This window comes from Acinetobacter nosocomialis NIPH 2119, from assembly GCF_000368085.1.
Taxonomy (GTDB): Bacteria; Pseudomonadota; Gammaproteobacteria; order Pseudomonadales; family Moraxellaceae; genus Acinetobacter; species Acinetobacter nosocomialis.
The window spans coordinates 1,194,401-1,221,153 of sequence record NZ_KB849239.1 but is presented as its reverse complement, the minus strand read 5'-3'; the positions used below and the strand labels follow the sequence as shown (position 1 = coordinate 1,221,153).

Sequence of the window (26,753 nt, the reverse complement as noted above, 5' to 3'; positions counted from 1 at the left end):
GGATGTAAAATTATAAACAAGATAATTATTAACCATTCTCACTTTAATTACTGTATCCTCATATTCTTTAAAAAAATAAATTTATAACTTTATTTTATTAATTATTTAAAAACTAATCATTATTTTTTATCCACTTTTTCTTTTATGGTTAATTCATCAAAGAAGAGGAATGAGCCATGTTGAATCAACATGAGATAAATTTAAAACAGTATCAAAATAAATCTTTAAGTTATTTGAACAGCACAGCTCACTCTGAAGGGATTGAGTTTGATAAGTTTATTAAAGAGATTGAGAAATATTCAAATGCTGTCGTTTTAGATTTAGGTTGTGGTGGTGGCCATGTGGCTTATAACGTTGCTAATCATGCCGATTTAGTTTTTGCTTACGACTTATCTCATGAAATGCTTGATACTGTCTCAAAAGCTGCCAATGATCGAAAAATAAAAAATATTTTTGTACAACAAGGTATAGCCGAAGATATGCCGTTTACTGATGAACAGTTTGATGTAGTGATTAGCCGCTATTCTGCCCATCACTGGCAACATGTACCAACGGCGATGAAAGAAATAAATCGTGTTTTAAAACCTAATGGTACGGTTATTTTTGTTGATATTATCAGCTCAAGTTTTCCCATTTTAGATACGTTTTTACAGACTATAGAGGTTATTCGAGACCCAAGTCATGTAAGAAACTATAGTATTAAAGAATGGGTTTACTTTATAGAAGATGCTGGTTTTGAGTTAACTACCTTAGATAAACAGTCACTCATGCTAGATTTTGATAGCTGGGTGCAGCGTATGAAAACTCCTGAAGATCAAATAAAAACACTTAAGTATCTACAAGAGAATGTATCAGATGTGGTCAAAAAATATTTTAATATTCAAAAAGACGGGAGTTTTGAAAGCAAAGTAGGATACTTCGTATTTAAAAAAATATCTTTCTAGTCTGCTTTTAGGTTCAATGTTTAAAACATTACAAATCTTCAAAACTAATCAAAATCTTATTTATATTTTAAAACTAAGTATAAAAAAGCCCTTTATGTAAGGGCTTTTTCCTTTTTAAAGCTCAAATTTTTGTTGAACGTTCACTTAGCCATGCTTCTAACTTTGGCCAAAACTCTTGAGAACTTGCTTGGCTTGAAATTAGTCCCAAATGACCACCTGGAATAAGAGTAAATGTAACATCTTGGCTACTGGTTAAATGGCTTAATGGTTGAGCTGCATCCGCCGTAACCAATTGATCGCTACGACCTGCACCAACCAAGAGAGAACAGTCGATATTTTTTAACTCAATTTTTTTATCTTTTAATAAAATAGAACCTTGCTTCAACGGATTTTGTAGCCAAACATTGAATAACATGTCCTGATTAATCCCTCCTGGATAATCAATCATATTATTTAAAAAACTACTTAAAGTGGCATGTTCTTGTACAAACTGAAGGTCATCAAGGTTTTTCATTAATTGAACATGACCATCGAGCCAACCTTTAGGGTCAAGAATTTTAAATCCTAGAGAATTTAAAATACCAGGTGTATGAATCAAACGCTTCGGTAAACCTGAGTAGATACGTTCCTGTAGCTTCTTATTGCGAGCAATAGTGTTATTTATGGTTCGGTAGAGTTTTCCAATATAACCAGAAGCATAACTATCAATTGGACTACCTAATACTATAAGGTTTTTGACATAGTTTGGTTGATTATGCGCTGTATATAAAGTAACGAATATACCTGCCATGCTCCATCCGTGTAGAGAAATTTGGTCACTGCCTGAATGGGTGCGAACAAGTTCTATAGCTTTAGGAATAAAATCCTCTATAAATGATAAAAAGTTAAGATGTCTATCTTTAAAGCCTAAACGCCCCCAATCGACAAGGTATACATCAAAACCTGCATTTTGGAAGTATTTGATAAGAGAACGATATGGATATAAATCATAAATCGCCATATTAATGGCTAAAGGTGCCACAAATACTAATGGTTCTCTAAAGCTCTTTTCTGTAGCTGCATAATAACGAATACGGGTTTGGTTGAATTCACCAATCACTTCAAACGGAGTGCTTTGTGACAATACTAATGTTTGAGGACGAAATAGTCGGGTAGAGAGGTGCTTGATTTGACTTTGTTCCGAGACAAGGGACTTTAAGCGTTTCATCTTGTTTTACCAACTATACTAAAGATTGATTGAAGTCTAAGCGATAATTTTCAGGTTTACCTTGACCTTAAATACCTTAGGCACTCAAAATGATGATAGTTTTTAGTACATGACCAGTAAAGGCGAACATTTAATGAACCAGTCTGATGATTTAGAATACCAACTTGATACTTTAGCCATTCGTACCGGACACACTCGTAGTTTTGAAGGTGAGCATGGCGAACCAATTTTTTTGACTTCATCTTTTGTATATGAAAACGCTGCTGAAGCAGCTGCAAAATTTTCTGGTCAGGTTCAAGGAAATATCTATTCTCGTTTTACTAATCCGACTGTATCGATGTTCGAAAAACGCCTAGCAGCTTTAGACGGGGCTGAGCGAGCGGTTGCAACAAGTTCTGGAATGGGCGCAATTTTGTCAGTTGCAATGGCATATTTAAAAGCGGGTGATCATGTTATTTGCTCAAGAGCAGTATTTGGTTCAGTCGTTGCCTTGTTTGAAAAATATATTGCCAAGTTTGGTGTAGATATTACATTTGTTGATTTATGTGATTTGGATGCATGGAAAAATGCAGTACGTCCAGAAACTAAACTTTTATTTGTTGAGTCACCATCGAATCCATTAGCTGAGATTGCGGATATTCAAGCACTTGCAGATATTGCCCATGCGAAGGGTGCCTTACTTGCAGTTGATAATAGTTTTTGTACGCCAGTTTTACAGCAACCATTAAAATTTGGTGCAGACCTTGTGATTTACTCTGCAACTAAATATTTAGATGGACAAGGGCGCGCATTAGGTGGGGCTGTTGTCGGTAATCATCAATTGCTAGAAGAAGTTTTTGGTGTTGTTCGTACACTTGGACCTTCTATGAGTCCGTTTAATGCGTGGGTGTTCCTAAAAGGTCTAGAAACTTTACGCTTACGTATGAAAGCACACTGTGAGAGTGCTCAAATTCTTGCAGAATGGTTATCTACTCATGAAAAAATAGAAAAAGTTTACTACGCAGGCCTTTCAGCTCATGAAGGACATGAACTTGCTGCAAAACAGCAAAAAGGTTTTGGAGGGATTGTTTCTTTTGTAGTTAAAGGTGAGCGTGAAGGCGCTTGGAAAGTAATTGATAACACCAAATTTATTTCTATTACCGGTAATTTAGGTGATGTGAAATCAACGATTACCCATCCTGCGACCACAACGCACGGCAAACTTTCTGCTGAAGCAAAACAAGCAGCAGGTATTCAAGAAGGTCTAATCCGTGTTTCGGTTGGTTTAGAAGATATTAACGATATTATTGGTGATATCTCACGTGGATTAGATTTAATCTAATTAATTTATATATTTAAGACTAAGCTATACTTATTTTAGTGTGGCTTTTTATTCATAGCGTTGTTACTTACATACAACGAATGAAATAAAAAGACTACATTTTGTTATAAATGACTCTAAAATCACAACGTATAAAAGTTCTAAATTTAATAAAAATAACAAAGTGAGTTTTTTAACCATGCTTAAACCTATAATTATATTAGTCGCTATAGGGGCAATTGGTTTGGTTGGATACAAAGTATTTGCCCAAAAGGACGAACCGACTCAGATTAGCGAAACTGTATTGTTAATTAATGATGCGAACAAATCAGTTGAAGATGCAGATCATTCCATAGAAAAGGCAAATGCCTCTTTTCAAAAAATGCCTTTAAATGAATACAAACCGGACAATAAAAACCTTCAAGCTTCACAATAGTTTCACTTAAATTTTAGAACTGGCTCTAAGCGTAAAAAGTTTTACACAGAAAACTTTAAACAGATAAGTTAGCGAAAATAGTTTCATAGATAGCAATAGAAAACATTAATTTATTGTGTCAGAATTACAGATTAATTTTGATTTAAACGTAATGACCTCAATGATCTTTGTGATGAGTTGAGTGACTAAAAGAGTTTAAGTTCTGAAGTGTTATGTGACTATCAATTATATTTGATAGAGATACGGAGTTAGGTTTATGAATATCAATATGCTCATGCAGCAAGCGCAGCGCATGCAAAAAGATATGGAATCAAATATAAAAAAGGCCAAAGAAGAGCTTGCTCAAACTGAAGTACACGCTGAAGCGGGTGGTGGTTTGGTTAAAGTAACCATGACTGGTCGTTATATCGTAAAACGTATCGAAATTAATCCAGAATTGCTTCAAGATGAACCAGACATGATTGAAGACTTAATCGCAGCTGCGGTGAATGATGCTGTGCGTCAAGCCGAAGTAGTTTCTGAAGAAAAAATGCAAAAAGCTAACTCTGGTATGGGTTTACCTCCTGGTTTAGCGGGCATGTTCTAAGGAAATTCAGTGTTTAGTGATAGATTTGAACAACTCGTTCAAGCTTTACGTATTTTGCCTAGCGTTGGACCGAAGTCGGCTCAACGTATGGCTTTACATCTTTTGATGAAAAATCGTGAAGGTGCATTTGCTTTAGCGCATGCTCTACATGAAGCATCAAGTTATATTCATGAATGTAGTGTTTGCCACTCTTTAACTGAGCACGAAATTTGTGATATTTGCGCTTCAACAGAAAGAGATGATCAACTGCTATGTGTGGTTGAATCTCCGGCAGATGTTATGGCAATTGAACAAAGTGGTAGTTTCCGTGGTAAATACCATGTATTGGGTGGGCATCTTTCTCCATTAGATGGGATTGGGCCAGAGGAAATAGGTATTCCTTACCTAATTCAACGCTTAAGCCAAGGCACTATCGAAGAAGTCATTTTGGCGACTAACGCCACTGTAGAAGGTCAGGCGACAGCGCACTATTTGGTTGAAGCGACGAAACATTTACCTATTCACATGACACGTATTGCTCAAGGTGTACCTCAAGGTGGTGAGCTTGAATATGTTGATAGTCATACATTAAGTCAAGCGGTGCATAACCGTATGCGTATGAAATAAGTACTTCGGTGCTTATTTTAAAGATTTTTTAAAATAAAAATTGTATTATTAAAAAATCTTTTTAAAAGACAAAAACATATTTTTAAAAAATTACTGAGTGAATATATAAATTAAAAAAGCCGTTAGTAAAAATAAATTTTTATAAGGATCTTAAATTGAAAAATTTAAAATAATGATCAAAAAATTATCTCTTTTTGGGAAAATTGTTCAAAAATAGATTATTCATCATGGATTCAGTAGCATTTTTCTATTGCTATGTTATATATACCAGAGTTTAAAGCACTCTTTGCAGTTACTTGAGAAAGCATGTTTCAGTTTATCCAACAGCAAACCGAATTGGTTGATGTCCTTCAACAAATGGATCAATGTTCAACGTACGGACTTGATACAGAATTTATTAAGGTTGATACCCTTTGGCCTAAACTTGGAGTATGTCAAGTTAATGTTAACGGAAATGTATATTTGCTGGATGGCGTGTCGTTAGACTTAAGAGATTTTTGGAAAAAAATCTTTGTTGCTCAACAAAATATTTTTCATGCATGCGGTGAGGATATTGATTTAATCTATCACTATGCTGATGAACAAAATCTATTAAATGTTTTTGATACCCAAGTTGGACTTTCTTTTTTAGGGCATGGTTTACAAGTCAGTTATCAAGGTGCTTTAAAGCTTTGTTTAGAAATCGACATTGAAAAAGACCAAACTCGATCAGATTGGTTAGCAAGACCTTTGTCACCTCAACAGTTATGTTATGCTGCAAATGATGTCCTATACCTTATGCAGTTAGCAAACCATATTAAGGACCAGCTTAAGCAAAAAGGTCTTTATGAGTGTGTTCTTGAAGACTGCCGCAGTTTAACCAAAGAAATTATTAGTGAAACACCAACACCATTACTCTATACAGATGTAGGTAATTATCGACACTCACGCCGTCAATTAATGCAATTGCAAAATTTAAGTGAATGGCGTGAACATATAGTTAAAGCAACCAATCAACCACGTAGTTTTATCCTTAGAAATTCTACAATGATTGATTTGGTTGAAAAAAATCCACGTAATAATTTCCAGTTATCACAAGTAAGAGATATCCGTCCCAATGTTGTTCGTGAATATGGCAAAATTATTCTGGATCTTTTGAAGGATTTACCACTAGAAGGGCAATGGCCAGCTAAAATTGCTAAACCTTTTAAAATTACATCAAAAGAAACATTAGATAAAATGGATGCATTAATTGCAAACGCAATAGAGCAGACTTCCATTCCGAAAGAAGTTTTACTTCGTAAGAAATGGTTAAATGCAATTCATCAACATGTACTTTCTAAAGGTGATGAACAAGACTTACCTGACTATTTGTTAGGTTGGCGCTATGAATTACTCACTAAACCTCTTATTGAGCTATTTACAGAAGAGAAAGCAAGTCTCTTATTTTAAATTTAAATAGGTGTTTTTAGTTTAAATGCACTTTGTATTTAGAAAATATTTTATTTGATTAATATTTATTCAACTTCTTGTATTTAATCTTGCTTTAAAAATAAGCCTTTTTATAAGGCTATCTTTATAAACTTAAATTTTTGTTTAGTTATACTTTATATATTTAGGTTGTTTTGAAGTTTAAATACTATAAATATGAGTTCATCTTAATTTTATATGATTATGCTGAATTAAATTAATTTTATGCGTGAGAAAAATTCAATTGCGTATATATACAGGTCTGTATATTCTTAGCAACAAGAAAAACAATTTCAAAATAAACAATATATAACTATAAGTTTGTTTCGGTGCAGAAATATAGAGGCCTTCTCGGGGAGAGGAGGCCTCTAATTTTATATATAAATTCTTAAAAAGTTTTTAAAATCAATAATAAGTTAATATTGAGATTAATTTTTTATGCTATAAATGAAAGTTACTAATAACTAGAGAGATAAACATGACTAATAATTTTAATGCTGAACAGGCAAGAAAAAATGCTAAAGATGTCAAAATAGATCAAGCAATATTGTTGGAAAAAATCTTATCTGGAACTGAAGAAGTCTCGAAAGAAGGTAAACGTCGAGCAGTGTTTCAATTTCCAATAGATGCTTTGCATCCTGAACATATTACGCAAGTAGAGGAAGAGCTAAAGACAAGAGGTTTCAACGTTTCAACCAATATTGATCAGTCTGGTACAACCGTCAATATTGAAGTCAGTTTCTAAGCTTTAATCTATTCAAACGCCCATAGATTAGGGCGTTTCTTATAATTTTTTACAATCTAAATTTATAAAAATCAATATATTGTTTGACAGTCTTATCCTTCTTCTGTAGCTTTACTTTTTGAGTGGAATATGGATATGAACTTCCAAACAATACTTTCATCTTTCAAAAATCAATCGACTGGTACAGATGCATTTAAAAACTTAAAAAATGCGTGTGAGCAGTATCTTAAGCAATCCTCAAATTTAAATGAAAAAGCCGCAGCTTATCTTATTTATGGGTTTGCTCGTAGTTATGTCATCTTATATGAAGATGAAGCGGTAACTATCGAGTTTGCACAAGCTTCTAAAGAAGCATTAATGAATTACATGAATCATTTAAATGAAGCCTTACTTACTGAAAACCATAGCACAATTTTGAGTGCCTTAAATCAGGTGAGTAATGACTATATGCAGGGCTCAAGAGTCTTTTAAAACTTTTGATTAACTTATTGATAAGATACTTCTTTAGTCCTTAACTTAACTAAAGAAGTATCCAGTAATAATTTTAATGTGATTTTTTCTTGCCGCCACCATCTTGTTTATTGACAGTAGACCATGCGATACGTTCAGCTTCTTCTTGAGAATGACCTCTATCTACTTCACTCTCAACAATATGTTTAGCCTGACGCTTTTGTTTTGCTGTGTAAGATGATTTGTCGCCACGAGACATAGCAAAGACCTCCATATTTTCTTTTAAGATCTTTTATTATTGAAACACATTCGAATTTAAAATCAGTTAAATAATGTCTTATCGTGTATGCATACTTTGAATCTTTTTTAAATCTTATTTTAACTTTTATTTAAATTAAATTTATTATTTTCAATGTGTTAAGATAAATTTAATTTGTTTAAGACTAAGTTTATTGTTTTCAAAATGTAATTTTTTCATTTTATAAAAGTTGATAAAAAGATTTTTTATGTAAAATTAATACGTTAATAAAGGTTGGAAAATTTAAAACTTTAGAAAATTAAAAGTTATTTATCGACCTTAATGATTGTTGTGAGTTAATATTTCGCGAGAAAAGAAAAAACGACTGATGCGTAAACAAACCTGCGTGTGTCTGTTGTTTTTTTTCATGTATGCTGTCCTTAGTTCAAGAGTTGATTTGAAATGCACTGTGATATTTATAGATCGAGCAAAAAAGATGAAATGTACATTTATATTGCTCGTCCAAACTATCCTGATGATGCGGAGCAAGCTGATCCGTTTGAAAAAGTTCCAGAAGCTGTTTTACAAGCATTTGGTCGTGCAACGTTTGTCATGCATTTAGAATTGGCTCCAACACGTAAATTAGCGCGTGTAAATGTTTTACATGTTCTAGACTCATTACAAACAAAAGGTTTCTTTATTCAGATGCCGCCTGAAGGGTTAATTAACCCAAATGCAGTTGAACCAGAGGGCTTACGTGGTGCGTGAAGATCAAGCTGGAGTTCTAAATCAATTACTTTCTTCTCTCGATGCAGTTCCTGAGGAGATCATTGCTTTAACAGCTTATGGCGTTGGCGCTATTATTGCTTTGTGGTGTTGGTGGCGTTTAATGCGCCGCCTACCTGCTACTTTTGGCGCAATAAGCTGGTTAGTTGTTTTTGCCATTTTGGTGACACCAACCGTTTCGGAAGGTCCTAATGCATCTGTAGCTCCAGCTATTTTTGGGCTATTGTTTGGTGTGTTAACTAAAGACAGTCCTTTAATCTGGTCAAATTTATCCTTAATTCTGTTTGTAATCGGTCTAGGTTTGCTTATTGGCTATTGTTGGTCAAAATATACAACAAACAAAAGCATGCGTTCCATCTAACCATTGAAATAGAAAAATAAGGTCTCTACATGTCTGCTGATACCCAACATTTTACCGGTACAGATCAATATATCGCGACTGATAGTCTTAAACTTGCTGTAAAAGCAGCCCGCGCTTTGCAAAAGCCTTTATTGGTTAAAGGTGAGCCGGGTACAGGTAAAACTTTACTTGCTGAGCAAGTGGCAGAAAGCCTCGGTTTAAAACTCATTACTTGGCATATCAAGTCAACAACTAAGGCACAGCAAGGCTTATACGAATACGATGCTGTGTCTCGTTTGCGTGATAGTCAACTGGGTGATGATCGTGTTTACGATATTAAGAACTATATTAAGCCCGGTAAACTGTGGGAAGCTTTCACCAGTGAAGAGCGCTGTGTGCTTTTAATTGATGAAATTGATAAGGCAGATATTGAGTTTCCAAATGACTTGTTACATGAACTTGATAAGATGTCTTTTTATGTTTATGAAACAGGCGAAACGATTACTGCTACTCAACGTCCAATCGTAATTATTACTTCAAATAACGAAAAAGAATTACCAGATGCGTTCTTGCGTCGCTGCTTCTTCCACTATATTGAGTTTCCAGATGAAGCAACGATGCGTGAAATTATCTCGGTACATTTCCCAAATATCTCTGCGACTTTGGTAAATGAAGCTCTGCAAGTTTTCTTCAAACTCCGCGAAATTCCTAACTTAAAGAAACCCCCATCTACATCTGAACTGATCGATTGGTTGAGTCTGCTTATGGCAGATGATATGCCAGAAGATGTACTACGTAATCGAGATACATCAAAAGCTATTCCACCTTTGTATGGCGCACTCATTAAAAACGAACAAGATGTGCAACTGCTTGAACGTTTGGCTTTCATGTCGCGACGTTAAAGGAGGGAATAACCCATGTTTGTGCGGTTATTTTACACCTTACGAAAATATGGTGTTCCAGTCACGACCCGTGAATTGATTGACTTAAATCGTGCGGTGAGTGAAGGTTTAGTTTTTGCCGATCAAGAAGAGTTCTATCAACTTGCTAAAACAATTTTAGTTAAAGATGAACGCTTTTTTGATAAGTTCGATCGTGCCATGAAAGATTACTTTGATGGCATAGAAACCTTTGATATCGATGAATTACTCAAGCAAGTCCATAAACTACCAAAAGACTGGTTCGATTTAGAGCTTTTAGAAAAGCATTTAACACCAGAGCAAAGAGCTGAGCTTCAAAAAGCGGGTTCTTTAGAAGAACTGATGAAAATGCTAGAAGAGCGTTTACGTGAACAGCATAAAAAACACCAAGGTGGTAACCGTATGGTTGGCACAGGTGGAACTTCACCTTTTGGGGCTTTTGGTGACCATCCGGAAGGCGTCAGAATTGGTGGGCCGGGCCGTAAACGTTCGGCGGTTAAAGTTTGGGAACAGCGTAAATACCAAAATCTAGATGATGACCAAGTTCTTGGTACTCGCCAAATGCAAATTGCTTTACGACGTTTACGCAAATTTGCCCGGCAAGGAGCTGCCGAAGAGCTAGACGTTGACGGAACTATTCGAGAAACAGCCAAGCAAGGTATTCTTGATGTTCAAATGGTGCCAGAGCGTCGTAATCGAATTAAAGTACTCATGTTATTTGATGTGGGCGGTTCAATGGATGCTCATATTGCTCAATGTGAAAAGTTGTTTAGCGCGGCTAAAACTGAATTTAAAACACTTGAATACTTTTATTTCCATAACTGTCTTTATGACTATGTTTGGAAAGATAACTACCGAAGAACAGCGACTCGCATGAACACATGGGACTTGTTTCATACCTATGGACGTGACTATCGTGTAATTGTCGTAGGTGATGCCAGTATGGCACCGTATGAGCTGAAATCGGTAGGTGGCTCGGTTGAGTATATGAATGATGAAGCAGGTGAAGTTTGGTTACGTCGTCTGCGTCAGCATTTTGATAAAACAGCATGGTTAAATCCTGAAACAGAAGGGTATTGGCATTACACCCAAACAATTGGTTGGATTAAAGAGATTTTTGAAAACCACATGTACCCCATGACTTTAAAAGGTATTGAAGATTTAACGCGTTACCTTTCTCGATAAACTTGATAACTTTAATAATTTAAAAAGAGGGATGATATGCAACATCAAATTAATGGTATTGCTTTACCAAATGAGCAAGGATTTTTTGGTGAGTATGGAGGGCAATTTATTCCTCCACATTTAAAAGAAGCAATGGATGAAATTAATGTTGCTTATGAAGAAATCCGCCATACACCAGAGTTTCAAAATGAATTATCAGATCTCTTTGCAAATTATGTAGGTCGTCCAAGTCCTTTATTTCATGCAAAACGCCTTTCAGAACAGTTAGGTGGTGCACAAATTTATTTAAAGCGTGAAGACTTAAACCATACGGGTGCTCATAAAATTAATCACTGTTTAGGTGAGGCTCTTCTTGCTAAGTATATGGGCAAAAAGAAAGTGATTGCCGAGACGGGTGCGGGTCAGCATGGGGTTGCTTTGGCAACAGCATGTGCTTTAGTGGGTATTCCATGTGAAATCCACATGGGTCAAGTCGATATTGAAAAAGAACATCCAAATGTGGTCAAAATGAAAATTTTGGGTGCTCATTTGGTATCGGTAACTCGTGGTACAGCAACCTTAAAAGATGCTGTAGATAGCGCATTTGAAGAATATTTAAAAGACCCTAAAAACTTTATTTATGCCATTGGTTCTGTGGTTGGGCCGCATCCATTTCCAAAAATGGTTCGTGATTTTCAATCAATTATCGGTAATGAAATTAAAGAACAGACGCATCAACGCTTTGGTAAAAATCCAGATTATGTGGTGGCATGTGTGGGTGGTGGTTCAAATGCAATCGGTGCTTTCACAGCATTTTTAAATGATCCAGATGTAAAACTTGTTGGAGTTGAACCCGCTGGACATGGGCTAGACACAAATATGCATTCGGCAACCCTAACCTTAGGTAAACCAAGCCAAATTCATGGTATGGCTTGTTATGTCCTCGAAAATGAGGCTGGTGAACCTTTGCCGGTGCATTCTATCGCTTCTGGATTGGACTATCCTGGTGTTGGGCCACAACATAGTTTCTTAAAAGATTTAGGACGTGTGGAATATAGCACTGCAACAGATCAAGAATGTTTAGATGCGTTTATGACCCTATCACGAGTTGAAGGTATTGTTCCTGCACTCGAAAGCTCACATGCGGTGGCTTGGGCAATTCGTGAAGCGCCAAAGCTGCCGAAAGAAACCATGATTGTGGTAAATCTGTCGGGGCGCGGAGACAAAGATTCAGACTATGTTGCAGAAAAGCTTAAGCTTTAAGTCAACTAAACAAGAAAAGCGGTCAATCATAAGGGCCGCTTTTTTGTTTTAGAGACTATAATACTGCTACTTATAAACTTCATTATTTCTTAACTAAAAAAAAGTATTCTAATTTTAAGCTGAGATTATTACAGATTGAGATGTAAAACACTGGTTCACAAGGCAAAGCGTTGCGTTGCTTTGTCTCACTCAGTAGAATAGTCACTTTGCAAAATTTGCCTTTGGAGACGCCTAAGTGGAGCGACCGACGATTAGCCCTGAACATTTACAGGAAGCTGCTGAAAATTTATCAACAATTCGAGATTTTATTCGTTTTGGGGTATCAGCATTACGTCAACATGATGCACATTTAGGACAAGGCACTGAAGATTATTTTGCAGAAAGCTCTGCATTAGTTTTACAAACCTTATCTCTTGAATGGTCAGCAGACTCAGAGATTTTAGATGCTAAACTTTTACCAAGTGAAAAAGCAGAATTCTTAAGCTTGTTGGAGCGTCGTATTAATGAGCGTATTCCAACTTCTTATTTGTTAAATTTAGCTTACTTCTTCAATAAGCCATTTTATGTCGATGAGCGTGTGCTTATTCCTCGTTCACCAATTGCAGAATTAATTGAGCAACGTTTTGCACCATATTGCTTAGATGAAAATGGTCAAATGCGTGAAGCACTTAACAACTTACCAGAAAATAGCAAGCCTAAGACACCGCAACGTATTTTAGACATGTGTACGGGTTCTGGTTGTATTGCAGTAGCTTTAGCTTATGCTTATCCAGATGCAGAAGTCGATGCAACCGACATTTCTAAAGAAGCTTTAGAAGTAGCATCGATTAACGTTGAACATCACAATAAACAATATCAAGTTGCGTTACTTGAATCTGACTTGTTTGCCAAAATTCCAGCTGAAAATCAGTATGATTTAATTGTAAGTAACCCTCCATATGTTGATGCCGAAGATATGGCTGACTTACCGGAAGAGTTTTTACATGAGCCTGAACTTGCATTAGCAGCAGGTCAAGATGGTTTAGACTTGGTTCGTAAAATGTTAGCTCAAGCGGCAGATTACTTAACGGAAGATGGTTTAATTGTAATTGAAGTCGGCAACTCTGAATGGGCTATGCGTCAGAACTTCAATACAGTTGAGTTTAACTGGCTTACTTTCCAAAAAGGTGGTTCAGGCATTTTTGCGTTGACTGCTGAACAATGTCGTCGTTATAGAAAACTATTTGCAGAACAAGCTTAAGGAGTTGTACGTATGGCAGGGAACACTATTGGACAACTCTTTCGTGTGACTACATGCGGTGAATCGCATGGGGTTGGTTTAATGGCAATTGTTGATGGCGTGCCGCCAGGTCTTGCATTAACCGAAGAAGATTTGCAAATAGATTTGGACCGTCGTAAGCCGGGTACATCAAAATTTGCGACTCAGCGTAAAGAGCCTGATCAGGTTGAAATCATTTCAGGTGTATTTGAAGGTAAGACGACTGGTACACCAATCGGTTTGCTTATTCGTAATACTGACCAAAAATCGAAAGATTATGGAAATATTGCGCAAACTTTTAGACCGGGTCATGCAGATTACACTTATACGCAAAAGTATGGTTTCCGTGATTATCGTGGTGGTGGTCGTTCAAGTGCTCGTGAAACTGCTATGCGTGTTGCAGCGGGTGCTATTGCAAAGAAATATTTAGCAGAAAAATTTGGTGTCTTGATTCGTGGTCATGTCACTCAAATTGGTAACGAAGTTGCTGAAAAGTTAGATTGGAATGAAGTTCCAAATAATCCTTTTTTCTGTGGCGATGTAGATGCTGTTCCTCGTTTTGAAGCATTGGTTACGTCTTTACGTGAACAAGGTACAAGCTGTGGCGCCAAGTTAGAAATTTTAGCTGAGAAAGTTCCTGTAGGTTGGGGCGAGCCTGTTTTTGACCGTTTAGACGCTGATATTGCACATGCAATGATGAGTATTAATGCAGTTAAAGGCGTTGAAATCGGCGATGGTTTTGCTGTAGCGGGACAGTTCGGACATGAAACACGTGACGAATTGACTAGTCATGGCTTTCTAGCGAATCATGCAGGTGGTATTTTAGGTGGTATTTCAAGTGGTCAAACCATTCGTGTAGCAATTGCACTAAAACCGACTGCAAGTATCACCACTCCAGGTAAAACCATTAATTTAAACCGTGAAGATACCGATGTGTTGACTAAGGGCCGTCATGATCCGTGCGTGGGTGTTCGAGCAACTCCGATTGCGGAAGCAATGTTAGCAATTGTGCTAATGGATCATTTTTTACGTCATCGTGCTCAAAACGCGGATGTTGTTCCTCCATTTGCACCAATTGAACCATAGTTCTAGCTCTCGTTAACTAAAAAAAGCCACATAATTTAAAGTATGTGGCTTTTTTATTGAGAGCAATTTTTTAATTAAATATATATCTTTTAACTAATTATTAGGTTAAATCTACGATTTGTTCTTGATTTACAGCAATTTGATACTGATTACGGCCATTTGTTTTTGCCTGATAGAGCGCATGATCAGCACGACTAACAAAAGCAGAAATTGAATCATTTAAACGTGGAATTGTTGTTGCCACACCCGCACTAATGGTTACGTATGGTGAAACACTGCTACATGGATGAACAATGGCGATTTTTTTAATTGCATTCATTAATCTTTCGACTTGAATTTGAGCTTGTTGTGCATTCGTCATAGGGAAGAGCAGCAAGAACTCTTCGCCGCCATAGCGAGCAACTAAATCTCCACTACGAGCAGCAATTGAAGAAATAGCAGTCGCAATATCTTTTAAACACTGATCGCCTTTAAGATGTCCTAATGTATCGTTATAGGGTTTAAAGAAATCAATATCAACCATCATAATAGTAAGTGGTGTTTCATGGCGTAGTGCACGACGCCACTCATTATCAAGTGTTTCATCAAGATAACGTCGGTTAGCAAGTCCGGTTAAAGCATCTTGTTGTGAAAGCAAAGACAACTGCTGCGCTTGTTGCATGAGTTCAATACGGTTGAGTTCAATCATACAGTTTTGTAAATAGTTTTCCCGGTGTTGACGGTCTGTAGCGTAGGCAAGCGTCATTCCTAAGAAACTACTAAACGTATATGTGCGGTTCAAAAACGTCCAATCTATATCGCCTTTTACATAAGTACTGACTAAAATACCAACAAGGCCACCGACCCATCCTGCAATAATGGCAGTATAAAAGCGCATACCTACTGCACCGTAGATAATCACAATGGCATACATCATTGCTGCATGAAAAAGAACATTATCTTGGCCATTTTCTAAAACGTTAATTAAAATAAATGTTATGGCAACTGCAGCAGCAGATCCAATTCCGACATAATAATCAAACCACTGATTTAATTTTTTAATAAATGATAAAATCCATGCGATTAAAACAATTATGCCTACCCAAGAATAATAGCTTAACCAGGATAAAACTTGGTCGGTTGGTAAAACTTGGTATATACCAAAGCTTAAAAATAAATATAATATTAAAATAATAGGTGCTCTATAGCGAAACTCATAGGCTGCACCATTTTGATATTGAAAACGATAGATCGTTTCAAGTTGCTTTGGAAACCATACGAAATTCAATCCGCGTGTGGTTAATAAATCTATTTGTTCCTGTCCCAATATATTGGAACCTTGCAACTTCATAATTAATGCTCTCTATATTGGAAGTTGGCATAAAATGCGACTTGTTTTATTAAAGTTCCATCTAAAAGTATTGGTTATATAATGTGTGGTTTATTCAAAATAATAATACAGATTTTTTAAAAAAGTAATGATTTTTATAGGCCCTTATTGTGATAAAAATCACGACATTTCAATGATTAGCGTCACAATTATCTAAAGATTCAAAACCTTTGAGAAAAAATTACAAATGGTCGATTAAAGATTGTATCTTTATCATTTTCGGATAGACTTATAGCCGTGAAGTACAGATGATTGCTGTCATATAAATAGGAAAATTAGCAATGACTGCTCTAAATCAATATGGAATGAGTTTAGAAATTACGCCGCATAATGGATGGTCTCAGCGGTTTTGGGAGGATCTTTTACCAGTGAAGGAACGGGTGAGTAAACATCCGTTTTTTACTGAAATGGCCAATGGGGGATTGAGCCTAGAAAGTTTCCGTTATGCTTTACTTAATTTCTATCCATTGGTAGCGCATTTCCCGTCATATATGGCTGGTGCGTTAGCTAAAGCAACTGCTTTTGCAGAACCAGGTGTAACAGAAACACGAGACTGGTTAATTCAAAATATTAAGGTCGAAGAGCGTCATCTACAGTGGTATCGTGATTGGGCTAAAGGTTTTGGATTAACTGTAGAACAGCTTGATAGCGTGCGCCCCCCAGCTGCAATGAATGCTGTGAATCACTTTTTATGGAATATGAGTCATCGCGGTAACTTGGCTGAATGTTTGGCTGCGACCAATTTGGCAATTGAATGGGCGACAGGTGATTGGTCTATTCAAGTTTATAAAGGTATTCACGCTTATACAGATCATCCTGAGGTCACTATTGATAAACGCTCTTTAGCATGGTTACGTGCTCATGCTCATTATGATGATTTACATCCTTATGAAGCCATGGAGTTGATTAAGCGGTTGTCGAATGATCGACCTGATTGGCAGCAAAAAGCATTTCATGCTGCTGAAGAAGGGTTACGTTATTATGAACTAGCTTTAGATGATTGCTATAGGGTACAGCTTCAAGCCTCGGCTTAATTTCATTTAAAAGAGGGAGAATATTGTTAGATCTTCTCCCTTTTATTTTATTCAAGCAATTTTAAGAGCTTTGTCCGATAAGGCGTTTCTTCAGGCAGAAGCTCAAGTAAGCGTTCAACGGCATCTACACGGTCAGGAACGCGGCTAACCACACGTAATAGTTGGTCTACATCATCAATTTGATAGATAACATGACTCAAGCGGGCATCAAAGCAATCTCTCCAAGCACACAAAAATGGGCTTTCTGATTTGGCTAAAAAACTACCTCTATACAGTGTTAAAGTGGTGGCAGTAAAACCTAAGTTTAATGCTTGCTCAGCCATAAGAAAGTCACATTGAATTTCACAGTTAAGTCTATATGGTCGTGACTCGATAACATCGGGAATCAGGTTTCGAAGCTGTGAAAGTTCAGCTTTTAGTGTAGTGGTACTCACTGGCCGATCGCCATATAAAGCATAGTGAAGCTCTTCTAGGTTTATGCCTTCCGGGCATAAAGCAAGGATACATAAAATTTCGATTTGGCGCTGCGTGAGTGTTAAACCATGTTGGTTATATTGAATTTTAGGTGTGCCTAGCGCCTTAATATATAAAATGTTCTTTTGATGAAGTTGAATGGCTTGTTTTACAATATCAGCACAGCGTTCAACCGCTAAAATTCCCAGTGAGTTATGCTTTTGATATTTAGTTGATAAGTTCATAATGCCATAAAACTGACCTGTGTTTGCATCGGTGATAGGCGCTGCATAACATACCCAGTCTCTAACACTGTTCATCTGGTTTTCATGTGAATAAACACAGCTTGCTGAATGTGTATTTAGGGCAAGACCAATTGCATTTTGACCCACTGCTTGAGTTGACCATTGTCCACCTTCAACAAAATGAACTTGTTCAGCAGATGAACGCATAGGTGTACTACTCCATGTCCAGAGTAAAGTACCATGAGGGTCAGTCACCCCAATTGCCATATCTGCATCTTCAGCAATATGCATCAAATTTCTATGGCACTCTTGGATTGAACGACCAAATAAGGAATGTTGCCATTCCTGATCTAGATCAAATATAGGAGCCGCATCTAGATCGAGTGACGGCTTTTTTCCTAAACAAGGTGTTTCTGAGATTGTTTCCGGTCTAAAGAAAGACGGAAGGTTATCTGTAGAAGGCAATAATAATTGTTTTGACATATCCATATCGAAGTTCCTTTATCGTTGAAATGGCGTATCCGTGGCCGCTCAACAGGTTTAGCTTTCTTATTGTGACTATTTCCTCGTTATTTCATTTACCTTAAATAATTTTAAACAGTTTGACTATTATCCTATTGGGTAAGTTTTGTTATTTCGCCTCGTCCTATGACAAAACGTCCTCTCTTGAAAATGGCTTTGGTGCAGGTTCACCGAAATATTGCCGATCGGCAAAATAGCTAGAACGGACCATTGGTGCACTCCAGATATTTTTAAAGCCTAAACGCTTACCATGCTGTGTGTATCTTTCAAATTCTTGTAAATTCACAAACCGGTGAATAGGGGCATGTGATTTAGAGGGCTGTAAATATTGTCCAATAGTCACTAAATCTACATCATGATCTTTTAAATCATTGAGTAGAGCAATAACCTCAGCTTCAATTTCTCCTAACCCTACCATTAGGCCGCATTTAGTTTTGATATCTGGACAGTATTTTTTAAAACGTTTTAATAAATTTAGTGAATGCTGATAGTCCGAACCGGGACGCATCGCTTTATATAAACGTGGCACTGTCTCAATATTATGATTAAACACATCGGGTGGTGATAAGCTTAATGTAGAGAGTGCTGTTTCTAAACGGCCACGAAAGTCTGGAACTAAAATTTCAATTAGCGTGTCTGGACAACGGTTTCTGATTTCTTCAATACACTTCACAAAATGTGCTGCGCCACCATCGTGTAGATCATCACGGTCTACAGAGGTAATGACTACATATTTTAAGTTTAGATTAGCGACCGTCTCAGCTAGATGTTTAGGTTCATTTTCATCTAAAGGCATTGGACGACCATGTGCTACATCGCAGAAAGGACAACGTCTTGTACAAATGTCTCCCATAATCATAAAGGTTGCCGTACCACCACCAAAACATTCAGGTAGATTTGGACATGCGGCTTCTTCGCAAACACTATGTAGTTGTTGTTGGCGTAATAAATTTTTGATACGTTGAATTTCTTCGAAATCAGTTACTTTTGCTCGAATCCATTCAGGTTTTTTAGGTAATTCTTCGGTAGGTAAAATTTTAATAGGAATACGAGAAACTTTATCTATTCCTCTTAATTTAATACCTGTTTCTATTTGCCTTTTTAAGTCCATATATAAAATTCCATTTTATATTAAATTAATTTTTAACTAGACTGTTTATAATAAAAACCTTATTTATATAAACAAAAAAATAAAGAATTTATTAATGCGTATAATGCACAGCAAATATTATAAATTAATAAAGGTTGGTTAAAGGTTTGTTTTATAAACATATGAAATGAATTAAAATTTTTTAATTTTATTTTCGCTAGTTAAGTTTGTGAAAAATAAAAAATAATAGCTAAAAAAATCATTTAAAACTTTTTAGTCTAATAGCATATTAAATTAAATTGAGCTTTATTATTTATAGCGAAATATATAACTCTCGCTGAAACTTGGTTGATTTTAAATAATCAAGATAATAAAGGAAAAGGATATGCAATTAACGGAAGAGCAATTACTCGCAGCATATAAGCGCATGCGTGATATTCGTGAATTTGAAGATCGACTTCATGAAGAAAATACCAATGGTGATATTCCAGGCTTTATTCACTTATATAGCGGAGAAGAAGCTGTAGCAGTCGGGATTTGCGAAAACTTAACCGACAAAGACTATATCACTTCAACACACCGTGGACATGGACACTGTATTGCAAAAGGATGCGACATTCACGCCATGATGCTGGAAATTTTCGGTAAAGATGACGGGCTGTGCCGTGGAAAAGGCGGTTCTATGCATATTGCCGACTTAGATAAAGGTATGCTCGGTGCCAACGGAATTGTGGGTGGTGGACCTCCTTTAGCAATTGGTGCAGCTTTGACAGCAAAAACCTTAAAGACTGGTGGCGTCGGACTGTCTTTTACAGGTGACGGCGGCTCAAACCAAGGCCTTACTTTTGAAGCGATGAACATGGCTGTTGTTCTTAAACTTCCAGTAATTTTCGTTTTTGAAAATAACGGTTTTGGCGAAGGTACTGGTCATGATTACGCGGTAGGAAGCAAAGACATTGCTGGCCGTGCAGCAGGCTTTGGTTTACCGGCAGTTAAAGTTGACGGTACAGACTTCTTTGCTGTCTATGAAGCCGCTCAAACTGCCATTGAACGCGCGCGCCGTGGTGAAGGTCCAAGCGTGATTGAAACCATCACAAACCGTTTTTATGGCCACTTCGAAGGTGATCCTGGCTTGATTCGTTCTAAAGAAGAAGTCGAGTTCATTAAAGAAAATAAAGATCCTTTGAAAATTTTCCGTGAGAAAGTCAAAGGCAAAATTGATGAAGCCAAACTAGACGAGATTGATGCAGCTTCAAAGGCAAATGTTGATGATGCCGTTGCTAAAGCCCGTGCTGCGGCATATCCGAAACCAGAACAACTCCTTACTGACGTCTATGTCTCTTACTAAAGGAATAGTAAAGATGCCAAATAAAAGTTTTCGTAATGCAATTAAAGAAGCCATTGAATCAGAAATGCGCCGTGATCCAACCGTATTTGTTGTTGGTGAAGATGTTCGCGGTGGGCACGGCGGTAAAAATACTGAAGAAAATCAGTTAGAAGGTTTCGGTGGTGTATTGGGCGTAACCAAAGGCTTATGGACAGAATTTGGTTCGGAACGTGTTATTGATACGCCAATTACCGAGTCTGCAATTATCGGTATGGCTGCTGGTGCTGCAGCAACAGGTTTACGTCCTGTTGCCGATTTAATGTTTATGGATTTCTATGGCGTGTGTCATGACATGCTCTATAACCAAGCCGCTAAATTCCGTTATATGTTCGGTGGAAAAGCAAAAGCACCAATGGTTGTACGTGGCATGATCGGCGCAGGTTTTTCTGCAGCAGCTCAGCATTCTCAGTCACCTTATAACGTATTTGCTGCGGTTCCGGGCTTAAAAGTTGTAGTTCCATCTAGCCCATATGATGTGAAAGGGCTGTTAATTCAGGCTATTCGTGATGACGACCCTGTAGTTTTCTGTGAACATAAAATGCTCTATGACATTAAAGGCGAAGTTCCAGATGATGCCTATACTATTCCTTTTGGTGTGGCAAATTACACCCGTGAAGGGACAGACGTGACCATTATTGCTTTAGGCCTGATGGTACACCGTGCTAATGAAGTAGCAGACAAACTGGCAAAAGATGGCATTTCGGTTGAAGTGGTCGACCCTCGAACAATTTCACCTCTAGATGAAGAAGGAATTTTAGAGTCTGTTGCATCGACTGGGCGTGTGGTTATTGTGGATGAATCAGCAGCACGCTGTGGCTTTGGTCATGATGTGGCTGCCCTGATCGCCCAAAAAGGTTTCCACTATTTGAAAGCACCTGTTGAACTCGTAACGCCACCACATACGCCTGTTCCATTCTCTCCAGTTTTAGAAAAAGAATGGATTCCAAGTGTAGAGCGTATTGAGCAAGCTGTGCGAAAAACATTGGAGGCTTAGGATGAGCGAAATTAAAACGCTAGAGATCCCAAAATGGGGATTATCCATGGAAGAAGGCACGATCGCCCAATGGTTGATTAAAGAGGGTGATAGCTTTAATAAAGGCGATGAAATTTGTGAAATTGAAACCACAAAAATCGTCAATGTGTTAGAAGCGCCTTTTGCTGGAACGTTCCGTAAAATTTTAGCGAAAGATGGTGATACTTTACCTGTTGGTGGTCTTATTGCCGTATGTGCTGAAAGCCAAGTTTCTGATGCAGAAATTGAAAAGTTTATCGCATCACTAGGGGGGTCAGCAGCTCAAGCACCTTCGGAGCAAAATAAAGCGGAAACATCTGTACCTGTTGCTGAAAAAGCAGAACAACCACAGACTGTAGCAGCTAGTGCTTCAGCTCCTGCAAAGGTAGCGAAAGATGACTACGCTGTACCAGAGTCATTACAAGGTTATCAAACATCTAATGAGTTGTTTGCAACGCCGCATGCCTTGAAGCTTGCAGAAAAACACAATGTAAACTTGGCAAAAGTCACAGGTTCTGGTCGTGAAGGACGTATTAGTGTTCAAGACATCCAGAAGGCTGTACAGGCTGCTGGTGGTCAATGGCCTGATGTTAAGCAGCAAACTCAAGCTAAAGTGGTTAAATCTACGGCCGATGATAGCCAAGTTTTAGCGACACCTGTAGCACGCCGTTTAGCAAAACAATGGGGCATTAACCTAAATGATTGCCGTGTTTCAGGTACTCGTGGCCGTGTCTGTAAAGAAGATGTTGAGGCAGTTTACTATCGCAATAACCCAACATCGGTAAATGAACAACCTGTGCAATGTGTAGCTCAACCACAATCGACCATTACTACTGTGGCGATGAATGGGATGCGGAAAGCAATTGCTTCACGCTTACAGGCTGCAAAACGTAACGCACCGCATTTCCGCTTAGTGGTCGATCTTAACGTAGAGGCTTTGCAAAAACTACGTAAGCAGATTAATGAGACTGTTCCACAAGTGAAACTTTCGATTAATGACATGCTAATTAAGGCAGCGGCGGCGGCACTGATTAAAGTACCTGAGGTGAATGTTCAATTTGATGAGGCGACTCAATCAATTTTACAGTTCTCTCAAGCGGATATTTCGGTGGCCGTAGCAATTCCAAATGGTTTAATTACACCAATTGTGAAAGCTGCGAATCAGAAGTCTTTAGCACAGATTTCCGATGACATGCGTGATTTGGCAACGCGTGCCAAGACTGGCAAGTTACAACCTGATGAGTTTCAGGGAGGTAGCTTTAGCATTTCAAATTTAGGAATGTTAGGCGTTAAACAGTTCGACGCCATTATTAATCCACCGCAAGGTGCAATTATGGCATTAGGTGCTTCTGAATCTCGCGCTGTTGTTGAAAATGGCAATGTAGTGGTTCGTGAGATTGTCACAGCAACGTTGTCATGCGATCACCGAGTCATTGATGGCGCAGTTGGGGCAAAATTCTTGGCCAGCTTTAAGCAGTTTGTTGAAAACCCTGCTTTAATTTTGGTGTAGGAGAACCCGCATGTCAGAAGCTCAATTTGATTTAATTGTGATTGGCGCGGGACCGGGTGGGTATGTGGCTGCAATTCGTGCAGCCCAGCTCGGGTTAAAAACCGCAATTGTAGAAGAGCAACATTTAGGCGGAATTTGTCTAAATTGGGGCTGTATTCCAACCAAAGCTTTGCTTGCAGGGGCAGAGCTCGCAACCCAGTTTAAACATGCCGGACAGTTTGGTTTTCAGTTATCCCAACTCGATTTTGATATTCAAAAGCTTGTGCAACATAGCCGACAAGTGTCAGCTCAATTAGTACAAGGCATCGATTACTTGCTTAAAAAGAATCAGGTGACTGTGTTTAAAGGTCGTGCTCAGCTTACGGCAAAAGAAAAAATTGAAGTGACCGATGCTCAAGGGAACAGTCAGGCTTTAAGTGCACCGCATATTATTTTGGCAACTGGAGCTAAAGCTCGACATGTTCCTCAACTTCCTGTCGATGGAACGTATGTGTGGAGCTATAAAGAAGCACTGGTTCCAGAGCAGTTACCGAAAAGTTTACTGGTTGTTGGCTCAGGTGCGATTGGTAGTGAGTTTGCTAGCCTTTATCAAGATTTGGGATGTCAGGTCACCCTTATTGATTTAGCCAAGCAGATTTTACCAACCGAAGATGCAGAAGTTGCCCAATTTGTCAGAAAACAATTTGAACAAAAAGGAATGAAAGTCTTAACCGATGCTGTCGTTCAAAGTATTCAAATTGAAAATGGTCAAGTTCACTGTGTAGTTGAAACGGCAAATGATGTTCAAACGCTTGTTTTTGAGCGTGTACTTTCGGCAATTGGTGTACAGCCGAATACCACGGGGCTAGGACTAGAACGTTTAGGTGTAGAACTCAATCCACAAGGTTTTGTGGCAATTGATGACTATTGTAAAACCAACGTAGCAGGACTTTATGCCATTGGTGATGTTGCTGGAGCACCGTGTCTTGCCCATAAAGCAAGCCATGAAGCCATGATATGTGTCGAGAAAATTGCTGGTGTAGCAAACGTCCATTCACTCGATCGTAGCCAGATTCCGGGTTGTATTTTTACTCATCCACAAGTAGCGAGCATTGGTTTAACAGAAAATGTAGCAAAAGCTCAGAACTTACCTGTACGAATCGGCAAATTTTCTTTAACTGCAAATGGCAAAGCTTTGGCAATTGGAGATGCGTCAGGTTTCGTTAAAACGGTGGTACATGCAGAGACGGGTGAATTACTTGGTGCACATATGGTCGGCCATGAAGTGACCGAACATATCCAAGGATTTGCGATTGCCAAATACCTAGAAGCAACTGATGAAAGTTTAGCTCAAGTGATTTTCCCGCATCCAACATTATCAGAAGCCATGCATGAATCCATTTTGGCTTCAATGCAACGAGCGATTCATATGTAGAAATTCTATATTTACAGGAGTTGAACATGGTTAAGGGATTAAAAAATAAAGTCGCTTTAGTAACTGGGGCAGCTCAAGGCATTGGCCGTGGGATTGCCCTGCGCTTGGCGCAAGAAGGGGCACATATTGCATTAGTGGATATGAAACAAGATCGACTAAACGATGTGCAGCAGGAAATTCAGGCTTTAGATGTAAATGCGAGCACATTTATTGCTGATGTAAGTGACCGCGAGCAAGTGTATGCCGCTATAAATCATGCTGAGCAGACTCTTGGTGGGTTTGATGTCATGATTAATAACGCTGGAATTGCACAAGTCCAAGCGATTGCTGATGTCACACCTGACGAATTTCAAAAAATTGTTGATATTAATATTGGTGGAGTGCTGTGGGGCATACAGGCTGCTGCTACAAAATTTAAGCAGCGGCAACATAAAGGTAAAATCATTAATGCTTGCTCAATTGCAGGCCACGACGGGTTTGCTTTACTCGGTATTTACTCGGCAACTAAATTTGCGGTACGAGCACTTACCCAAGCCGCGGCAAAAGAATATGCCAGTCACGGTATTACGGTAAATGGATATTGCCCCGGAATTGTCGGAACTGACATGTGGGTTGAAATTGATAAACGTTTTGCTGAAATTACCGGTGCCGCAATTGGTGAAACTTATAAAAAGTATGTGGAAGGCATTGCTTTAGGTAGAGCCCAAACACCAGACGATGTAGCTGCATTAGTTGCTTTTCTGGCAAGTGAAGATTCGGACTATATTACGGGTCAATCCATTTTAACGGACGGCGGAATTGTCTATCGCTAAAACAACATCCTGATTTGAGGGAGATAATAATGAAAGCAGCGCGTTTTTATGACAGAGGCGATATCCGTATTGAAGATATCCCTGAACCAGAAGTCACTCCCGGCACTGTAGGCATTAAGGTAGCTTGGTGTGGAATTTGTGGTACAGATTTGCACGAATTTATGGAAGGACCAATTTTTATTCCACCGTGCGGACATCCGCATCCTATTTCAGGCGAATCTGCGCCGATTACCATGGGACATGAATTTTCAGGTGTGGTTTATGCCGTAGGTGAAGGTATTGATGATATTGAAATTGGTCAACATGTTGTCGTGGAGCCTTATATTGTGGCTGATGATGTACCAACTGGACCGGGCGATAATTATCATCTTTCTAAAAATATGAACTTTATTGGTTTAGGTGGCCGTGGTGGTGGTTTGTCGGAGAAAATTGCAGTTAAACGCCGTTGGGTACATCCAATTTCCAATAAAATTCCACTGGATCAGGCAGCTTTAATTGAACCGTTATCGGTTGGTCATCATGCTTTCGTACGTAGTGGAGCAAAGGCTGGTGATATTGCACTGGTTGGCGGAGCTGGCCCAATTGGTTTATTACTTTCGGCAATTTTAAAAGCGAAAGGGCTTAAGGTTATCATTACTGAGCTAAGTGCAAAACGTAAAGAAAAAGCCAAAGAGTCGGGAGTTGCAGATTATATTTTAGACCCATCAGAAGTTGATGTTGTTTCTGAGGTCATGAAAATCACTAATGGCGATGGTGTCGATGTCGCGTTTGAATGTAGTAGCGTTAACAAGGTATTAGATACTTTGGTTGCAGCAATGAAACCAACAGGCGTTATTGTTATTGTTTCGATTTGGAGCCATCCAGCATCAATTAATGTGCATAGTGTGGTAATGAAAGAGCTTAATGTAAGAGGCACGATTGCCTATGTAAATGACCATCAGGAGACTATTAAACTGGTTGAAGAAGGTAAAATAAATCTGGAACCTTTTATTACTCAGCGTATTCAACTTGATGATTTGATTTCACAAGGTTTTGAAACCTTAATTCATAACAATGAGTCGGCAGTTAAGATTATTGTACATCCATAAATAAGTACTTAAGCCTATAAAAAAGAGCGAATCATCGCT

At 38.1% G+C, this 26,753-nt stretch carries 27 protein-coding genes; 22 read left to right on the top strand and 5 right to left on the bottom strand.

Annotation, left to right across the window (positions count from 1 at the left end):
• Window positions 1-176: 176 nt before the first annotated feature.
• Window positions 177-944 (top strand): class I SAM-dependent methyltransferase, encoded by a 768-nt coding sequence (locus F984_RS09725; protein ID WP_004708924.1) that lies wholly within the window; start codon window positions 177-179, stop codon window positions 942-944.
• A gap of 121 nt (window positions 945-1,065) precedes the next feature.
• On the opposite strand, the gene F984_RS09720 is transcribed toward F984_RS09725, so the two are convergent.
• Window positions 1,066-2,151, bottom strand: coding sequence for an alpha/beta fold hydrolase (locus F984_RS09720; RefSeq protein ID WP_004708922.1), 1,086 nt, complete (start codon window positions 2,149-2,151; stop codon window positions 1,066-1,068).
• Window positions 2,152-2,284: 133 nt separating this feature from the next.
• On the opposite strand from F984_RS09720, the gene F984_RS09715 reads away from it, so the two are divergent.
• From F984_RS09715 to F984_RS09685, 7 genes are all read left to right on the top strand, one after another.
• A complete protein-coding gene (locus F984_RS09715) occupies window positions 2,285-3,472 on the top strand; it encodes an O-succinylhomoserine sulfhydrylase (RefSeq protein WP_004708921.1) in 1,188 nt (395 codons plus the stop codon).
• 178 nt (window positions 3,473-3,650) lie between these two features.
• Window positions 3,651-3,887, top strand: coding sequence for a hypothetical protein (locus F984_RS09710; RefSeq protein WP_002050238.1), 237 nt, complete (start codon window positions 3,651-3,653; stop codon window positions 3,885-3,887).
• A gap of 256 nt (window positions 3,888-4,143) precedes the next feature.
• Complete coding sequence (locus tag F984_RS09705; protein WP_001024697.1) at window positions 4,144-4,473, top strand: YbaB/EbfC family nucleoid-associated protein; 330 nt, start codon at window positions 4,144-4,146, stop codon at window positions 4,471-4,473.
• A 9-nt stretch (window positions 4,474-4,482) separates the two neighbouring features.
• Window positions 4,483-5,079, top strand: a complete 597-nt coding sequence (gene recR, locus F984_RS09700; RefSeq protein ID WP_000490551.1) for a recombination mediator RecR — start codon at window positions 4,483-4,485, stop codon at window positions 5,077-5,079.
• Between the two features lie 306 nt (window positions 5,080-5,385).
• Entirely contained in the window at window positions 5,386-6,510 is a 1,125-nt protein-coding gene (locus tag F984_RS09695) for a ribonuclease D (RefSeq protein ID WP_004708920.1), read from the top strand.
• A 496-nt stretch (window positions 6,511-7,006) separates the two neighbouring features.
• The gene (locus F984_RS09690) at window positions 7,007-7,273 is read left to right on the top strand and encodes a hypothetical protein (protein WP_004708919.1); all 267 of its coding nucleotides are present in this window, start codon (window positions 7,007-7,009) and stop codon (window positions 7,271-7,273) included.
• Between the two features lie 129 nt (window positions 7,274-7,402).
• Window positions 7,403-7,744 (top strand): hypothetical protein, encoded by a 342-nt coding sequence (locus F984_RS09685; protein ID WP_004708917.1) that lies wholly within the window; start codon window positions 7,403-7,405, stop codon window positions 7,742-7,744.
• A 73-nt stretch (window positions 7,745-7,817) separates the two neighbouring features.
• Here F984_RS09685 and F984_RS09680 read toward each other — a convergent pair whose 3' ends face one another.
• The gene (locus F984_RS09680) at window positions 7,818-7,982 is read right to left on the bottom strand and encodes a hypothetical protein (RefSeq protein WP_000086293.1); all 165 of its coding nucleotides are present in this window, start codon (window positions 7,980-7,982) and stop codon (window positions 7,818-7,820) included.
• 441 nt (window positions 7,983-8,423) lie between these two features.
• Here F984_RS09680 and F984_RS09675 point away from each other — a divergent pair, with 441 nt between their 5' ends.
• From F984_RS09675 to aroC, 7 genes are all read left to right on the top strand, one after another.
• Window positions 8,424-8,729 carry a YcgL domain-containing protein gene (locus tag F984_RS09675; protein WP_002049830.1) on the top strand — a complete coding sequence of 102 codons (306 nt, stop codon included), beginning with the start codon at window positions 8,424-8,426 and terminating at the stop codon, window positions 8,727-8,729.
• Window positions 8,722-9,108 carry a hypothetical protein gene (locus F984_RS09670; protein WP_002050047.1) on the top strand — a complete coding sequence of 129 codons (387 nt, stop codon included), beginning with the start codon at window positions 8,722-8,724 and terminating at the stop codon, window positions 9,106-9,108. Before F984_RS09675 ends, F984_RS09670 begins: the two co-directional genes overlap by 8 nt.
• A 29-nt stretch (window positions 9,109-9,137) precedes the next feature.
• On the top strand, window positions 9,138-9,989 hold the full coding sequence (locus F984_RS09665) for an AAA family ATPase (protein WP_001271636.1): 852 nt from the start codon (window positions 9,138-9,140) through the stop codon (window positions 9,987-9,989).
• A gap of 15 nt (window positions 9,990-10,004) precedes the next feature.
• Window positions 10,005-11,192 (top strand): vWA domain-containing protein, encoded by a 1,188-nt coding sequence (locus F984_RS09660; protein WP_000498059.1) that lies wholly within the window; start codon window positions 10,005-10,007, stop codon window positions 11,190-11,192.
• A 36-nt stretch (window positions 11,193-11,228) separates the two neighbouring features.
• Window positions 11,229-12,434 carry a tryptophan synthase subunit beta gene (gene trpB / locus F984_RS09655; protein ID WP_004708913.1) on the top strand — a complete coding sequence of 402 codons (1,206 nt, stop codon included), beginning with the start codon at window positions 11,229-11,231 and terminating at the stop codon, window positions 12,432-12,434.
• 235 nt (window positions 12,435-12,669) lie between these two features.
• The gene (prmB, locus tag F984_RS09650) at window positions 12,670-13,674 is read left to right on the top strand and encodes a 50S ribosomal protein L3 N(5)-glutamine methyltransferase (RefSeq protein WP_002049811.1); all 1,005 of its coding nucleotides are present in this window, start codon (window positions 12,670-12,672) and stop codon (window positions 13,672-13,674) included.
• A 12-nt stretch (window positions 13,675-13,686) separates the two neighbouring features.
• Window positions 13,687-14,778 (top strand): chorismate synthase, encoded by a 1,092-nt coding sequence (gene aroC / locus F984_RS09645; RefSeq protein WP_004708911.1) that lies wholly within the window; start codon window positions 13,687-13,689, stop codon window positions 14,776-14,778.
• 100 nt (window positions 14,779-14,878) lie between these two features.
• Here aroC and F984_RS09640 read toward each other — a convergent pair whose 3' ends face one another.
• Window positions 14,879-16,108, bottom strand: a complete 1,230-nt coding sequence (locus F984_RS09640) for a GGDEF domain-containing protein (RefSeq protein ID WP_002050016.1) — start codon at window positions 16,106-16,108, stop codon at window positions 14,879-14,881.
• A 320-nt stretch (window positions 16,109-16,428) separates the two neighbouring features.
• Here F984_RS09640 and F984_RS09635 point away from each other — a divergent pair, with 320 nt between their 5' ends.
• Window positions 16,429-17,181 (top strand): iron-containing redox enzyme family protein, encoded by a 753-nt coding sequence (locus tag F984_RS09635; protein ID WP_004708909.1) that lies wholly within the window; start codon window positions 16,429-16,431, stop codon window positions 17,179-17,181.
• A gap of 47 nt (window positions 17,182-17,228) precedes the next feature.
• Here the strand turns inward: F984_RS09635 and F984_RS09630 are convergent, their stop codons facing one another.
• Together F984_RS09630 and lipA are read right to left on the bottom strand one after the other, a co-directional pair.
• Window positions 17,229-18,368: a helix-turn-helix domain-containing protein gene (locus F984_RS09630; RefSeq protein WP_004708908.1), complete on the bottom strand. Its 1,140-nt coding sequence runs from the start codon at window positions 18,366-18,368 to the stop codon at window positions 17,229-17,231.
• A gap of 157 nt (window positions 18,369-18,525) precedes the next feature.
• Window positions 18,526-19,512, bottom strand: coding sequence for a lipoyl synthase (gene lipA / locus F984_RS09625; protein ID WP_004708906.1), 987 nt, complete (start codon window positions 19,510-19,512; stop codon window positions 18,526-18,528).
• A gap of 364 nt (window positions 19,513-19,876) precedes the next feature.
• Here lipA and F984_RS09620 point away from each other — a divergent pair, with 364 nt between their 5' ends.
• The 6 genes from F984_RS09620 to F984_RS09595 are packed head-to-tail and all read left to right on the top strand — an operon-like array spanning window position 19,877 to window position 26,714.
• The gene (locus F984_RS09620) at window positions 19,877-20,839 is read left to right on the top strand and encodes a thiamine pyrophosphate-dependent dehydrogenase E1 component subunit alpha (RefSeq protein WP_001177517.1); all 963 of its coding nucleotides are present in this window, start codon (window positions 19,877-19,879) and stop codon (window positions 20,837-20,839) included.
• A 13-nt stretch (window positions 20,840-20,852) separates the two neighbouring features.
• Window positions 20,853-21,872, top strand: a complete 1,020-nt coding sequence (locus F984_RS09615; RefSeq protein ID WP_001133053.1) for an alpha-ketoacid dehydrogenase subunit beta — start codon at window positions 20,853-20,855, stop codon at window positions 21,870-21,872.
• A 1-nt stretch (window position 21,873) separates the two neighbouring features.
• A complete protein-coding gene (locus F984_RS09610) occupies window positions 21,874-23,400 on the top strand; it encodes a 2-oxo acid dehydrogenase subunit E2 (protein ID WP_004708904.1) in 1,527 nt (508 codons plus the stop codon).
• Window positions 23,401-23,410: 10 nt separating this feature from the next.
• A complete protein-coding gene (gene lpdA / locus F984_RS09605) occupies window positions 23,411-24,814 on the top strand; it encodes a dihydrolipoyl dehydrogenase (RefSeq protein ID WP_004708902.1) in 1,404 nt (467 codons plus the stop codon).
• 26 nt (window positions 24,815-24,840) lie between these two features.
• Window positions 24,841-25,626: an acetoin reductase gene (locus F984_RS09600; RefSeq protein WP_004708900.1), complete on the top strand. Its 786-nt coding sequence runs from the start codon at window positions 24,841-24,843 to the stop codon at window positions 25,624-25,626.
• Window positions 25,627-25,655: 29 nt separating this feature from the next.
• Window positions 25,656-26,714 (top strand): 2,3-butanediol dehydrogenase, encoded by a 1,059-nt coding sequence (locus F984_RS09595; protein ID WP_004708898.1) that lies wholly within the window; start codon window positions 25,656-25,658, stop codon window positions 26,712-26,714.
• Window positions 26,715-26,753 lie beyond the last annotated feature (39 nt).